The organism is Shewanella sp. 5S214 (genome assembly GCF_041439795.1).
Taxonomy (GTDB): domain Bacteria; phylum Pseudomonadota; class Gammaproteobacteria; order Enterobacterales; family Shewanellaceae; genus Shewanella; species Shewanella vesiculosa.
The window spans coordinates 196,274-210,162 of sequence record NZ_JBGOOV010000005.1 but is presented as its reverse complement, the minus strand read 5'-3'; the positions used below and the strand labels follow the sequence as shown (position 1 = coordinate 210,162).

Annotated in this window: 11 protein-coding genes and 2 pseudogenes; 2 read left to right on the top strand and 11 right to left on the bottom strand. The window is 42.9% G+C overall.

Annotated features, from left to right (window positions below; all coding sequences use genetic code 11):
* Nucleotides 1-195: 195 nt before the first annotated feature.
* Nucleotides 196-594 carry a hypothetical protein gene (locus tag ACED29_RS05330; protein ID WP_371697194.1) on the bottom strand — a complete coding sequence of 133 codons (399 nt, stop codon included), beginning with the start codon at nucleotides 592-594 and terminating at the stop codon, nucleotides 196-198.
* Between the two features lie 192 nt (nucleotides 595-786).
* Between ACED29_RS05330 and ACED29_RS05325 the strand changes: the two are divergent.
* Nucleotides 787-938 (top strand): annotated as a pseudogene (locus tag ACED29_RS05325) (IS4 family transposase); the annotation flags it as partial.
* 238 nt (nucleotides 939-1,176) lie between these two features.
* On the opposite strand, the pseudogene ACED29_RS05320 reads toward ACED29_RS05325, so the two are convergent.
* Together ACED29_RS05320 and ACED29_RS05315 are read right to left on the bottom strand one after the other, a co-directional pair.
* Nucleotides 1,177-1,464 (bottom strand): annotated as a pseudogene (locus tag ACED29_RS05320) (transposase); the annotation flags it as partial.
* A gap of 440 nt (nucleotides 1,465-1,904) precedes the next feature.
* A complete protein-coding gene (locus ACED29_RS05315) occupies nucleotides 1,905-3,521 on the bottom strand; it encodes a M28 family metallopeptidase (protein WP_371697193.1) in 1,617 nt (538 codons plus the stop codon).
* A 330-nt stretch (nucleotides 3,522-3,851) separates the two neighbouring features.
* On the opposite strand from ACED29_RS05315, the gene ACED29_RS05310 reads away from it, so the two are divergent.
* Nucleotides 3,852-4,166, top strand: a complete 315-nt coding sequence (locus ACED29_RS05310; RefSeq protein ID WP_371697192.1) for a hypothetical protein — start codon at nucleotides 3,852-3,854, stop codon at nucleotides 4,164-4,166.
* 2 nt (nucleotides 4,167-4,168) lie between these two features.
* Here the strand turns inward: ACED29_RS05310 and tilS are convergent, their stop codons facing one another.
* The 8 genes from tilS to ACED29_RS05270 form a co-directional block, all read right to left on the bottom strand.
* Nucleotides 4,169-5,620 carry a tRNA lysidine(34) synthetase TilS gene (tilS, locus tag ACED29_RS05305; RefSeq protein WP_371697191.1) on the bottom strand — a complete coding sequence of 484 codons (1,452 nt, stop codon included), beginning with the start codon at nucleotides 5,618-5,620 and terminating at the stop codon, nucleotides 4,169-4,171.
* A 9-nt stretch (nucleotides 5,621-5,629) separates the two neighbouring features.
* Nucleotides 5,630-9,103 (bottom strand): DNA polymerase III subunit alpha, encoded by a 3,474-nt coding sequence (gene dnaE / locus ACED29_RS05300; protein WP_124016998.1) that lies wholly within the window; start codon nucleotides 9,101-9,103, stop codon nucleotides 5,630-5,632.
* Nucleotides 9,104-9,212: 109 nt separating this feature from the next.
* Nucleotides 9,213-9,800 carry a ribonuclease HII gene (gene rnhB / locus ACED29_RS05295; protein ID WP_371697200.1) on the bottom strand — a complete coding sequence of 196 codons (588 nt, stop codon included), beginning with the start codon at nucleotides 9,798-9,800 and terminating at the stop codon, nucleotides 9,213-9,215.
* Nucleotides 9,801-9,878: 78 nt separating this feature from the next.
* Nucleotides 9,879-11,027, bottom strand: a complete 1,149-nt coding sequence (gene lpxB / locus ACED29_RS05290; RefSeq protein WP_124016997.1) for a lipid-A-disaccharide synthase — start codon at nucleotides 11,025-11,027, stop codon at nucleotides 9,879-9,881.
* 9 nt (nucleotides 11,028-11,036) lie between these two features.
* Nucleotides 11,037-11,807: an acyl-ACP--UDP-N-acetylglucosamine O-acyltransferase gene (gene lpxA / locus ACED29_RS05285; RefSeq protein WP_124016996.1), complete on the bottom strand. Its 771-nt coding sequence runs from the start codon at nucleotides 11,805-11,807 to the stop codon at nucleotides 11,037-11,039.
* Nucleotides 11,804-12,265: a 3-hydroxyacyl-ACP dehydratase FabZ gene (fabZ, locus tag ACED29_RS05280; RefSeq protein WP_124016995.1), complete on the bottom strand. Its 462-nt coding sequence runs from the start codon at nucleotides 12,263-12,265 to the stop codon at nucleotides 11,804-11,806. The genes lpxA and fabZ overlap by 4 nt, the downstream gene beginning before the upstream one ends.
* A 31-nt stretch (nucleotides 12,266-12,296) precedes the next feature.
* Nucleotides 12,297-13,322, bottom strand: coding sequence for a UDP-3-O-(3-hydroxymyristoyl)glucosamine N-acyltransferase (gene lpxD, locus ACED29_RS05275; RefSeq protein ID WP_124016994.1), 1,026 nt, complete (start codon nucleotides 13,320-13,322; stop codon nucleotides 12,297-12,299).
* Between the two features lie 5 nt (nucleotides 13,323-13,327).
* The gene (locus ACED29_RS05270) at nucleotides 13,328-13,825 is read right to left on the bottom strand and encodes an OmpH family outer membrane protein (RefSeq protein WP_124017027.1); all 498 of its coding nucleotides are present in this window, start codon (nucleotides 13,823-13,825) and stop codon (nucleotides 13,328-13,330) included.
* Nucleotides 13,826-13,889 lie beyond the last annotated feature (64 nt).

Sequence of the window (13,889 nt, the reverse complement as noted above, 5' to 3'; positions counted from 1 at the left end):
ACGATGATTTGACAGCTAACCGACATACGAAGTAGATGAATTTGTTGATTGATTTTAATTTGACTGCTAAAGCAGTCAAATACCTTCCCGTAGCAAAAGGGCTCGCCTATTGACTCGCGGGAGGCTCATATGTGTTAGGTGTCTAATCAACTTGTCATTAGCGATTTCTTAATGTACTTTTCACACGATTAGTAACTATGTCATCCAATGATAGACACTAACGCCTCCAAGTATAATCATTAGTAAGATTCCGCCTCTCGATAACTGATATACAGCCGAAACCATTGTCCCATTTCCATACCGACTCTTTGATAACAAGTTATAATAAAACTCGTTTACTGACTTCGCATAATATTTAAATATTAGGAAATAGCCTGTCGAAGCTATAAGCCAAGTACATCCCATTAATATAAAAGCAGTCGAGTCTTCGAATAGCGCTATAAAAATGAAGGGGGAAAGGTAAAATAATACTAACCATGCAATAGCATAATAAGTACACTTTTTTTTTAAAATATATCTCCATTCTTCATACTCAGCAATATTTTTAACTCTTGCTTCTTTATACTCCTTTTTATGTCTACTTTTCTTACCCATTCAAAAAACAGCCTTATATTTTAGTAACCCTATAACGACACATACTTATTTCACTCCTAAAGCGGCATTCTACAACTTCAACGCCCCAATCTAGGGAATCCTCAGATAATTCTTTTAAATTTGAAAATAGTAGACACGCATGGTGCTATCTGATCTAATCAATTTCGCCAAAAACCTATTAAATCTAACACCATGCGAGATATCCATATACTACACGATTTGCTTAAAAAACAATGCCCCAAATTCATCAAAAACGCCTTAATTCTCTGATGGTTGCCACTGAGTCACTACTCGATAGAAATCAATCGTCACTCACTCAGCTTGGTCGAAATATTACAGGCTCTGAATGATTAATCATGCCACCCATTTTTATGATAATAAACATAACTGCTTTTAAGTTTAATTGCGGTAACCTTCTGCACTATTCAAATGTATAAATTGAATGGGAATTATCAACAAACTGAGCGCTAGATGGAAAATGGTGAGCAATGCGGTAAATTCAACAGCACTAGTGGGTTGATTGATATCAAGCTGGCAATCAGGTGATTTTTTTAGTGTTAGTTCTAGTTTTGAAATTAAGCCTTAAGCACACAACCAGCGTTGGCAGTTTGATGCACCTTGTCGTCGCTTTCGCTCTAAATGTTCGAAATATTCCGTTAATGCAGGTAAAGACCCTACTGCACCTTTGAATAATGAACCAAACTCAGTGGTGATTTTTAGCCAGTTGTCAGCAGGAATATTTAGTCTATTGAGAATATCTTGGCTAGTTGAGCTAATTGCACCGTGTTTATCTTCTCGAATAATTCGCCCGGTATCTTCCACCAACACAATATAGTCTTTAACGCTGAACATAAATCCAATTGGGATGTTTTAATAACCAATAGTGTTAGATGTTCATATTTTTATCTTGCTTGCAATTAGTGTGATTCACGCTGAACTTGAGGACGTTGAAGAAAATAGCGTGAGCATTTTCGAATAAGTCCGAAGCTGTCTACAAATGCCGATCAAAGTTAAATCTGACCCCATGGCGACCTTTTCGCAGCTGTTGTTTTGTAAATAGCGAAAATGTTGCGGGGCGGCTGGGCTAATTCATTTATAAAGAGTAAAGAGGGAACAGCCGTTGGTTTCCTCTTGGTCTGCTGTGGGTGAAGCGCCACGACGTTGGTGGCCGCAGGCCATATGTATCAGCCCATGTAGGGTGGAACCTTGCGATATTACTTCAAACGAAGTTTGAAAATACCTTAGTGGCCGTAAGCAATATCTAATAAAAAGGAGGCTTTCGCCTCCTCTCTTTATCCAACTATCTAACACTACTTACCGTCTTGTGCTCGACGCTTTTTGAAGTCTGAATCTTCTATCCATTTTGGCCAGTCGTTGTTATTGGCGAGCTTTTCAATAATGTCGCTGATCAAGGCTAAGTCTTGCTCTACCCCGCCTAAATTCCAGCTGGCATCGTAATCGTCTGTGCCTTGATGGTATTTATGGGCAATATAATCAGGATCGGTGTCGCCTAGGCTCATGAACATTAAACCGGGGACGCCTTGTTGGGCTAAGGCAAAATGGTCTGAACGGAACATTAAACCATTTTGTGGGCGAGGATCAGCCTTTACAGTGCGGCCTTGTGCTTTGGCGGCATCATCTAAATAGGTTTCAAGTTGTGATACACCTTGGCCGTAACGCAAGATGTAATTAACCCCTTTACCCACGTTCATGCCGTCTATGTTTAAAAACGATACCAGTTGTTTAGTCGGTACAGGAGGATTCGCGGCAAAGTATTGCGCGCCAATAAGGCCAGTTTCTTCTGCGGTAAATGCAGTAAATAAAATAGAGCGTTTAGGTGCTTTGTTTTGCTGTTTAAAATGACGCGCAAGTTGCAATACGCCTGCAACCCCAGAGGCATTGTCGACGGCACCGTTTAAAATTACCGTTTTACCGTCTTGCACGGTTTTACCTAAGTGATCCCAGTGGGCATGCATGACTACCCATTCATCGGCTTGGCTGGTGCCTGGTATGAGTCCTGCTACGTTATAAGATGTGGCTAATTCGATGGTATTTTTTACTGCTAAATTGGCTTTGAGTTTAAGTGGTATAGATTTAAAACCCGCTTTTGCTGCACTGAGTTTCACTTTATCAAAGTCTAGGCCTGCTGCTTGAAACACCTTTTGCGCGGTTTGATGTTGCACCCAGCCCATGACACCAATATGTGATTGGTTTTTGTGATCATCAACTAAGGTGTATTTAGTATTGGTGTTGCTGTTTTCTACCACATTCCAGCCGTAGGCTGCAGGTGCAGTTTCATGGACAATAAACACCGCTTTGGCGCCCTGCCTGGCTGCTTCTTCGTACTTGTAGGTCCAACGGCCATAATAGGTCATAGCATTGCCTTTAAAGATAGCGGGGTCTTGAGCGGCAAAGCCTGGATCATTAACTAACACAATGACGGTTTTGCCTTTAACATCAATGTTGGCATAGTCATTCCACTGATATTCCGGCGCATTAATACCATAGCCAACAAACACTATATCGCTGTTATCTACACTCACTTGAGGTAGAACTTGCTCAGTACGTGCAGTGAAATCAGTGCCATTATTAAACACTAAATCGCCAATAGTGAGTTGCATGGTTTGATCCGCGGTAATCTTAGCCATCGGCACAGCTTGACGATAACTGTCACCGAAACCTGGAGCGAGTCCCATTGCTTTGTATGCGTTTTCTAAATACTCAACGGTTAGCTTTTCGCCATGAGATAACGGCCCACGGCCCTCAAATTCATCACTGGCTAAGGTTTGGACATCTTGACGATAGGTTTTTTGATCAAATTGAAATGGCGTAGCATTGACACTTGGCAGAAGCAACACACCAAACACAGCTAATAAACGAAAGGTATTCACGGACAAGGTCCCCTGTTGAGTATTGAGAGTAACCATTGTAACAGCAAGCAGCTAAAGCGAAAGTCGTTAACGCAGCTTAATAAATAACCCTAGCTGGCTTTACACAAAAAACACATGGTAGGGATAATTAAGACGCTTTGCATACGGCCACCTCTAACTAAATGCATAGCTATCTGACTAAAAATGATCGGCATGCATTTGTAATACAACAACACCTATTGACATAATATGTCACAGCGTTCTATAGTGAGACATAAAATGTCATCGAGGGTGTGTTTGCCATTTTGATGATTTAACGTGTATGAGCTTGTGTTAATAAAACACCCGAGGTGAATAGTGACAATACCGAAATATAAAGGGAAATATATGAAATTTATCATCATAACTGGCGCGGGTATGATTGCACTTAAATTTTTTGCCTATGGAGGTCAAAGCGTAGCCGCTGCAGAAATTCAAATGTCGGCGAGTACCTTACAGCTGCTTGAATCAAATCAAAGCGATATGGTAGTCAACAAGCTGTGTTCGATACTGCCTATTGCATTAAAAAATAAAGCCGAATTTGACGCCTCATGGTTTGCTATCGAATTTAATTATGGTCATACCCAATCAGACGAAGATATTGAAACAATCGCCAAAAATATGTTGGCGAAGGGCAATATTTGCAACCCGATAACGCATTAACATCAAAGTAAACTAATGCCTTGGTGCCCTGTTTGCGCTAAATAGCGTTTGTCTACCCATAGGCCGATAGCAGCAACTAATACTTCATCATAGAAAACTAACGGAATATGTTGCCGACGCCAAGGTGGGATATTGCACTCTTGCCATAGTTTTTTTAACTCACGCGGTTTTGGCCGTTGTGAGGTAGCAAATTGTGGTTGGCACTTAATAGAGCCTGCTGCGCCATAGCGAATCGTCACTTTACTGTTAGTTGGCGCTAACGCTAATAAAGGCTTATCAGCAGATAGTTGTTGGCTTAAAAGGCATTGATGCTGGCCGATATCTATCTGCAACTCAGTAACATCACCCTTTAATAGACGAATAAAATCAGCGGTTAATGAGAGTGGATCGGGCGTTTTAAGATCACTATTGCTCAGTACATAGGCCACACCTGCATAGCGTTTTACTTGGTAGCCACCCCATTGGATCGCCATATTAGCATCATCTTTAGCAGCCAGCAGTTGTGACAGTATCTGCTGTAATTGCGCTTGCGAAGGTAAACTAACGCCACAATGGCTTAAATATCCGCGAAATAGTAATGCTTGCCAAGCGGCACTTAATTGGCCAAAACCGCTAAGCTTAAATCCGCTTGATTCGGTTATTGATGCATTGTCATCACTGGCTAACATTAGCCATTGAGGTAAGCGATGACTGACTTCATCATCAATAACGTCTTGTTGCTGAGCACACAATGCCGCACTTCTGGCGGCTGTTACTGCGATACTTGGCCAGCGTTGTTTTAAGCGGGGAATAATATCTAAACGCAGAAAGTTACGATCATAACTGTCGTCTTGATTACTTTCATCTTCAATATGAGTTAAACGCTGTTGCAGTGCAAATTGCTCTATTTGCTCTCGGCTGACATCTAATAATGGCCTAACTAACCAAGCGTGATGATAAGCTTGTATGGCGCCCATCGCACCAAGCCCTTTAGGACCTTGACCACGCTTTAATGCTAGCAATAATGTTTCAAGTTGATCATCCTGGTGATGGGCAGTGAGTAGGATATCACCCGGATTAAGGTAGCGATCAAACGCTTGATAACGGGCGTCACGCGCTTGTGCCTCAAGGCTTTGCCTTGGACCTTTGTCAACATTAACGCGCTCAATTTGCACGGGTAATTGGTAATAACCCGCACGCGTTATACAGTGTTGCACCCAAGTGTCGGCATTAGGACTGAGCCCATGATGAACATGGATAAGTAAACACGCAATATGTGGATACTTTTGGGCGAACGCACTCAAACCATAAGCTAATACTTCAGAATCAACCCCACCACTGTAAGCCAGCACTAACTTAGGTGTGTGCTCATGTTGCAAACTCGTCTGTTGATAAAGTGGCATTACCGCTTGTTCAAGCAAACTAAGCAATTGTTGGCCGCTGAGTTGAGCTAAAGTCGAGTGTTTCACTGTCATGGTATGTACCTAGAAAACAATTTTAACATTGGTTGACCCGAGCATACTTTCGAGTGCTAACATCAACTCATCACTGGGATTAACTCGCCATTCATCACCTAAAGTAATTTTACCGCTAGCATGGTCTTGTGCATAATTAATGGTCACCGGAACCACACCATTTCGCCAAGGGGTTAAGGTTTGTTCAAAGGTTTCCAGCCATGCTTGGGTAACATCGTTGCCATGAACATTTATTGCAACCGCTTTAGCAAAATGACTACGAGCTTCACCAATTTCGATAATATTACGGGCGTTCATCCGGTTACCACCAGAGAAATCATCAAAACTGACATCACCTTCGCAAATTAAAATACGATCTTTTTCAAGCATGTGGCCAAACTTTTCAAACGGTTCGGTAAACAGCATGACTTCTAAACGGGCACTTTTGTCATCTAAGGTGACTAGGCCCATTTTAGAGCCACGCTTGGTGATCATTACCCGCGTAGCGACCACTAGACCAGCAACTTTAACGGTTTTACCACGTTCTGTTGGGTGAATGTCTTTTAAGCGACCGTTAGTGTATTGCTTCAACTCTTTTAAATACTGGTTAATCGGGTGGCCCGTTAGATACAAACCTAATGTTTCACGCTCCCCTTCAAGCCAAATTTTGTCTGGCCAAGGGGTACACTGAACAAAGTTTTGCTTACTGTCTTCTGGCTCAGAGTTGAGTAAACCAAACATATCATGCTGGCCAATGGCTTCGGCTTTAGCATGTTGCGCGGCAGCACTAATAGCCTCTGGCAAAGTGGCCATCATTGATGCGCGATGCGGGCCTAAGGTATCTAGTGCACCCGCAAGGATCAGTTTTTCAATCACTCGTTTGTTGAGTTTTTTCAAATCAACACGGGCACAGAAATCAAATAAGTCGATAAATGGGCCGTCTTTTCGGGCCTCTAAAATGGACTCAACCGGACCTTCACCTACGCCTTTAATCGCGCCGATACCATAAACAATATTTAAGTCGTCATCGACGGTAAATTTAAATTGGCCTTTGTTCACATCGGGCGGAATTAACGGTAAGCCCATGCGCTCACATTCATCCACTAAGGTGACAATTTTATCAGTGTTGTCCATGTCGGCAGACATTACCGCCGCCATAAACTGCGCCGGAAAATGGGTTTTTAACCACAGGGTTTGGTACGAGACGAGTGCATAAGCGGCTGAGTGAGATTTGTTAAACCCGTAACCGGCAAACTTTTCCACCAAGTCAAAGATCTTCATCGACAAATCGCCATCGATACCGTTGTTAATCGCCCCTTCTTTAAACGTGCCGCGCTGCTTGGCCATTTCTTCGGGTTTTTTCTTACCCATGGCACGACGGAGCATATCCGCACCACCTAGGGTATAACCCGACAATACTTGCGCAATCTGCATCACCTGCTCTTGATACAAGATAATGCCGTAAGTTGGTGACAATAATTCTTTTAACGATTCATGCTGATATTCGGCATCTGGGTATGAGACTTCTTCACGCCCATGCTTACGTTCAATAAAGTTATCCACCATGCCTGATTGCAAAGGACCTGGGCGGAATAACGCTACAAGCGCAATCATGTCTTCAAAACAGTCTGGTTGCAGACGTTTGATCAAATCTTTCATGCCGCGAGATTCGAGCTGGAATACCGCAGTGGTCTCATACCGTTGCAGTAATCTAAAGCAAGCTGGATCGGCAAGTGGAATGGCTTCAATCAGTACCGGCTCTTTACCTTCTTTGGCTAGGCGCGGATTAATCATCTGCAATGCCCAATCAATGATGGTTAAGGTACGTAAACCCAAGAAGTCGAACTTAACTAAACCCGCGGTTTCAACATCGTTTTTATCAAATTGCGTAACCGGGTTTAGACCTTCTGCATCGCAATACAGTGGCGCGAAATCGGTAATCCGAGTGGGCGCAATAACCACACCACCAGCATGTTTACCCGCGTTACGCGTCACACCTTCTAGGCGCCGACACATGTCGATGAGCTCTTTAACATCTTCGTCGCTGTCATAGGCTTCTGGTAGCGATGGCTCAACTTCAAACGCTTTAGCTAACGTCATTCCAGGCTCTGCTGGGATCATTTTAGTGAGACGTTCAACAAAGCCGTATGGATGACCTAAAACACGGCCAACGTCGCGCACAACCGCTTTAGCTGCCATGGTGCCAAAGGTAATAATTTGCGATACCGCTTCTCGGCCGTACAGCTCTGCTACGTGATCAATGACCTCATCACGTCGGTCCATGCAAAAGTCGACGTCGAAATCGGGCATGGATACGCGTTCAGGGTTCAAGAAACGTTCGAACAGTAAGTCGTATTCGAGTGGATCTAAGTCGGTAATTTTAAGTGCGTATGCCACTAATGAACCGGCACCTGAACCACGACCTGGGCCAACCGGAATACCGTTATCTTTACCCCATTGGATAAACTCCATCACGATAAGGAAGTAGCCAGGAAACCCCATCTGGTTAATGACTTTCAGCTCAATCGCAAGGCGTTCGTCATACTCGCCACGCTTTTCGATACGAACTTGTGGGTCGGGGAATAAAAACGCCAGACGCTCTTCGAGGCCTTTTTCGGAGGCCGCGACTAAGAAGTCTTCAATCGATAAATCACCGGTGGGGAAATTAGGTAAAAAGTATTCATGCAAGCGGATGGTGACATTACAACGTTTAGCAATTTCAACACTGTTTTGAATCGCCGACGGAATATCACTAAACAGCGCAAGCATTTCGTCTTCGGTGCGCAGATATTGTTGATCGCTGTAGGTTTTAGGGCGACGTGGGTCAACTAAAGTATAGCCATCATGGATCGCAACACGGATCTCATGCGCTTCAAAGTCGTCTTGCTTTAAAAACACCACTTGGTTAGTGGCCACTACGGGTAAACCTTTAATTGACGCTAGCTCAACCGCCATGTGTAAATAGCGTTCTTCATGTGCCCGGCCGGTGCGGATAAGTTCGAGGTAATAGCGGTCTTCAAAGTGTTGTTGATAAAAAGCAATCAGTGACTCAACTTGATTTTGATTGCCCTTTAATAAGGCTTTGCCCACATCACCGTCTTTGGCGCCAGAAAGAATGATCAAGCCGCTGTTATATTTGATCAGCCAGTCTTGATCAATCACTACGCGGTTATCGATATGCCCACGAAGATAAGCTTCGCTGATTAATTGGGTTAGATTTTGATAACCGTCATTGTTCATCGCAATAATGGTTAACGCACAAAACTCTTTTTCAAAACCAGGCGTTTGTACCCAAAAATCGGCACCAATAATAGGTTTAATCCCGACGCCATGACAGGCACCGTAAAACTTGACCAAACCACAAAAGTTGTTTTGATCAGTTAACGCTATGGCTGCCATGCCCTGACTTTCAGCAGCAGCAATAATAGGTTTAACTTTGGCAACGCCATCTGACATTGAATAATCACTGTGGACGCGCAAATGAACAAAACGAGGATCGGACATAGATTATTTTTCTTCGAAAAAGATGAATGAAACAACACGAAAATGCGGAATTTAGACTACCAAACTAAGTGATTTTATCCAATGATAAACTCACTTAGTTTGGTGATTATCACAATGGATCCTGAAGTAAAATACGCTCAGCAACAGGTTTAAAACTTTTACGATGTTCAGGTAACACGCCATATAATGCCAGGGCTTCAAAATGTGCTTTGGTTGGGTAACCTTTGTGCTTAGCAAAGCCATACTGGGGATACTGGCTGTCTAAGGCATCCATCTCGGCATCACGAGTCACTTTAGCAATAATAGATGCTGCGCTGATAGCGGCAACGAGCCCATCACCTTTGATGATAGCATGGCTGGTAATACCAAAATGAGGCACACGATTACCATCAACTAATACTCGCTCAGGTAAAATTGCTAAACCTGCCACAGCGCGTTGCATCGCCAGCATAGTGGCATGCAAAATATTAAGCTCATCGATTTCAAGTGGACTGGCACGACCAATACTGACACATAACGCGTTATCCATAATCTGTTGATATAAAGCGTTACGGCGCTTCTCACTGAGTTTCTTAGAATCATTAAGGCCAACAATTGGTTTACTCGGATCTAAGATCACCGCGGCGGTGACCACATCACCAATCAATGGACCACGGCCGACTTCATCAACACCGGCAACCACACCTTGTGAAATCATGGCGACGTGTTCTGGGGTAATATTTTTAATCACCACAGGAAGAGAATCAAGAGATGTCATCTGTTTTATCCTGTAAACCTAAGACGCATGTAACAATGCCACTACAGCATCTGCAGCTCGTTCGCTGGCGTTACATTTAAGTAAACCATGTAATTGCTCAAAACGGGCATTTAGCGGTGCAAAATCTTGATTGAGTTGGTTAATTACCGCGTCTGCAATTAACTGAGGCTGGCAATTTGCTTGCATGAGCTCAGGCACTATGGTCTCGTTTGCTAACAGATTAGGCAACGAATAGTTCTTAATTTTCATCATACGAATCGCAATGGCGTAAGTAATAGGGCTAACACGATAAGACACCACCATTGGGCGTTTTACCAGCATTGCCTCTAAAGTTGCAGTGCCTGACGCTAACAAAATACAATCAGCAGCAGCCATCACCTCACGAGATTGACCTTCGATAAGAGTGACCTCTAAATCGGGCGCAAACTCCTCAAGCGCAGTTAGAAATTGTTGCCGACGAGCATCATTAACCACTGGCGTGACAAATTTGATGTCCGGATAAGCTTGTTTAACCAACTGGGCTGCTTTGATAAAAGGTTCAGCTAATTGCTTTAACTCACCGCCACGAGACCCTGGTAATACCGCCAAGTATTCAGCATCGGCATCTAATCCTAATAATTGACGCGCTGCCTGCTTGTCGCTGTACATAGGTATGTCATCAGCAAGTGTATGACCGACAAAGGTACAGGGTACTTGATACTGGTCGTAAAAGGCTTTCTCAAATGGCAGTAACGACAACACCATATTAGTGGCTTTGGCAATTTTGAAAATACGCTTTGGACGCCAAGCCCAGACCGACGGGCTAACATAATGGACCGTTTTTATTCCTTTAGCTTTTAACTTAAGCTCTAAGCCAATGTTAAAGTCAGGTGCATCAATACCGATAAAGCAATCTGGAGCTAATTCAGTAATCTGTTTCACTAAACTGGAACGAATATGCATAAGCCGCGGTAAACACGAAAGCACCTCAACTAACCCCATCACTGAAAGCTCTTCCATTGAGAATAAACTTTCAAATCCTAGGGCTTGCATGCGCGGGCCACCAATACCGATAAATCGCGCATCAGGGTAGCGTTGTTTGAGTGAATGAACTAAACCGGCACCTAAAATATCGCCGGAGATTTCTCCGGCGACAATGGCAAATACTTTTGAAGAAGAGTTGGTCATCGTTTCCGTCTATCGAATAATGCCACGAGCAGAGTGGTTTACAAAATCTACTAACATTTTTACATTGGCGTCATTTTTAGCAGACTCAGCCAGTTCAGCATTGGCTTCTTCAATGGTTAAGCTTTTACGAAATATCGCTTTATACGCATTCAAGATTGCACGCTGGCTTTCTTTAGTAAAACCACGGCGTTTTAAACCTTCTAAATTTAATCCACGTGGTGCAGCAGGAGATCCCGAAGCCATCACAAATGGAGGTACATCTTTTAAAATCAGCGAAGCACCGGCAGTAAACGCATGGTCACCAATATGAACAAACTGATGTACACCTGTCATGCCACCTAAAATAACCCAATCACCAACATGCACATGGCCAGCGATAGATGCATTGTTAGCCATAATGACGTTATTACCTACAACACAGTCATGGGCGATGTGAACATAAGCCATAAATAGATTATTTGAACCTATGCGTGTTTCACCATGATCTTGGGTAGTGCCTCGGTGAATCGTGACTGACTCACGGATAATATTATTGTCACCAATAATTAACCGAGTTTGCTCACCGGCATACTTTTTATCTTGGCACTCTTCACCGACTGAAGAGAATTGAAAAATACGGTTACCTTTACCAATAACCGTTGGACCTTTAACCACAACATGCGAGCTTATCCATGTGTCGTCGCCAATTTCAACATTTTCACCGATATAAGTCCAAGGACCAATAGTGACATTATGGCCAATTTTGGCTGTTGGGTGAACAAATGCTAATTTATCTATCACTTTTCAATCTCTCTACGTGCACACATGATTTCAGCAGAACAAACCAGTTCGCCATCAACCAGGGCTTCACCAATAAACACACCAATGCCACGACGCTCTTTAATCATTTTAACGTGAAAATGTATTTGATCGCCCGGTACAACTACACGTCTAAAACGCGCTTTATCAATACCCGCAAAATAATACAATACGTCAGGAGACGGCTCTGTACTCATGGTTTTAAATGCAAGTAAACCTGTGGCTTGTGCCATAGCTTCTAAAATTAGTACACCTGGCATCACAGGTTGTATTGGAAAATGTCCCTGAAAAAATGGTTCATTAATAGTGACATTTTTAATCGCATGTAATTGCTCACCTACAGTAAAGTCTAATACACGATCGATTAACAAAAATGGATATCTATGGGGTAGATATTTAAGTATCTCTTGAATATCCATGGTGTTTAATTGGTTTGACACACTACATTCCTTTAATAAGGCAGAATTACAATTATTCTGTGCCCTTAGCACTTTTCTCGAGATTTTTCACTCGACTAAATAAATCATCTAGTTGGCGGAAACGCACAGTATTTCGACGCCAAAGTTTGTTTTCCATGGCAACTGTAGCAGATGAATACACGCCTTTCTCGCGAATAATACTCGTTATATTGGTACCGCCAGAGACATGGACACCATCCACAATACTAAGGTGTCCTGCAACAGCACTACCACCACCAATAATGCAGTATTTACCGATAGTAGAACTACCTGCAATGATGGAACCACCCGCCATCGCGGTATTTTGTCCAATAACAACATTATGGGCAATTTGAACTTGATTGTCGATAATCACACCATCATGAATCTCGGTATGCGACAGCGCGCCACGGTCAATACTGGTACATGCGCCAATTTCCACATGATTGCCAATACGTACACCACCTGTTTGAGGGATTTTAATCCAATTACCGCGTTCATTGGCATAACCAAAACCATCAGAACCAATAACAGAGCCTGAATGAACGATACAGTGGTGACCAATATGCACATCATGATAAATCGTTACATTCGCCCAAAGACGTGTATCTGAACCAATAATACTGGTTTCACCGATCACACAACCTGGACCAATCTGAACATTTTCACCTAAAATAACATTGGCACCAATCACCGCATTTGCACCAATCGCAACACCGTCACCAATAATGGCTGAGGCTTCTATTTGGGCTGAAGGATGGATACCAAGGCTTTCTTTTGGTGTGGTATCAAGTAATTGCGCCACGCGAGCGAACCCAACATAAGGGTCACTGACAATTAGGGCATTACCTTGATAATTGCTTGCTTCTTTTTCGCTAAGTAAAACCGCGCTAGCTTGAGTTGCCTCAAGCATTGCACGGTATTTACTATTGGCTAAAAAAGAGAGTTGGCCTTGGACTGCATGTTCAAGAGTGGCCACACTAGTAATTTCCAGCGTATCGTCACCTTTGACTGTTGCACCCAATAATTGGCTAAGCTCTTTTAAAGTCACTTTTTGCATACTTATTATTTGCCTTTGCTTAAGGCTTCTACCACTTTGCTGCTAATATCAGCTTCTGGCTTAACAAAAATTACCGCGCCACGTTGAAGAACCATGTCGTAGTTTTCTTTACCAGCAATGGTATTAATTGCTTTTTGAACTTGAACTAATAGCTTGTTCTGCTCTTCACCTTGACGGCGACGCATGTCTTCGTCTAAAGCTTTGCCTTTCAGTTGGAATTCAGATTTCAATGATTCCATTTTACGGACTAATTCAGTTTTTTGTGTGTCGCTCATTAACGCGCCATCACGTTGTTGCTTTTCAACCATAGAACGCATGTCTTCTTGCATTTTTTGGACTTCAGCAACACGATCACCAAACTCAGCTTTTAACGATTTAGAAATTTGTTCGCGCTGTGGCAACTGCTCGAACACTTGACCCATATCCACTACAGCAAGCTTTTCTGCTTGAACTAGCATAGGGGTAGCAAACAATGCCAATGTAATTAATGCGCGATTTACCATCTTTTTCAAAGTAGACTCCTTGTTGAACTTGTTGTTGTCAGCAAAACTTGCCGAGTGTATTTGT

What these genes read in the sequence shown, in the direction of transcription:
- rnhB (WP_371697200.1), bottom strand. Translation starts at nt 9,800, where the DNA reads ATGATTTCACAAGGTGTGGTTGCCGGTGTTGATGAAGTCGGCCGTGGT.
- dnaE (WP_124016998.1), bottom strand. Translation starts at nt 9,103, where the DNA reads ATGTCCGATCCTCGTTTTGTTCATTTGCGCGTCCACAGTGATTATTCA.
- ACED29_RS05310 (WP_371697192.1), top strand. Translation starts at nt 3,852, where the DNA reads ATGAAATTTATCATCATAACTGGCGCGGGTATGATTGCACTTAAATTT.
- lpxB (WP_124016997.1), bottom strand. Translation starts at nt 11,027, where the DNA reads ATGACCAACTCTTCTTCAAAAGTATTTGCCATTGTCGCCGGAGAAATC.
- ACED29_RS05315 (WP_371697193.1), bottom strand. Translation starts at nt 3,521, where the DNA reads ATGGTTACTCTCAATACTCAACAGGGGACCTTGTCCGTGAATACCTTT.
- lpxD (WP_124016994.1), bottom strand. Translation starts at nt 13,322, where the DNA reads ATGCAAAAAGTGACTTTAAAAGAGCTTAGCCAATTATTGGGTGCAACA.
- tilS (WP_371697191.1), bottom strand. Translation starts at nt 5,620, where the DNA reads ATGACAGTGAAACACTCGACTTTAGCTCAACTCAGCGGCCAACAATTG.
- ACED29_RS05330 (WP_371697194.1), bottom strand. Translation starts at nt 594, where the DNA reads ATGGGTAAGAAAAGTAGACATAAAAAGGAGTATAAAGAAGCAAGAGTT.
- ACED29_RS05270 (WP_124017027.1), bottom strand. Translation starts at nt 13,825, where the DNA reads ATGGTAAATCGCGCATTAATTACATTGGCATTGTTTGCTACCCCTATG.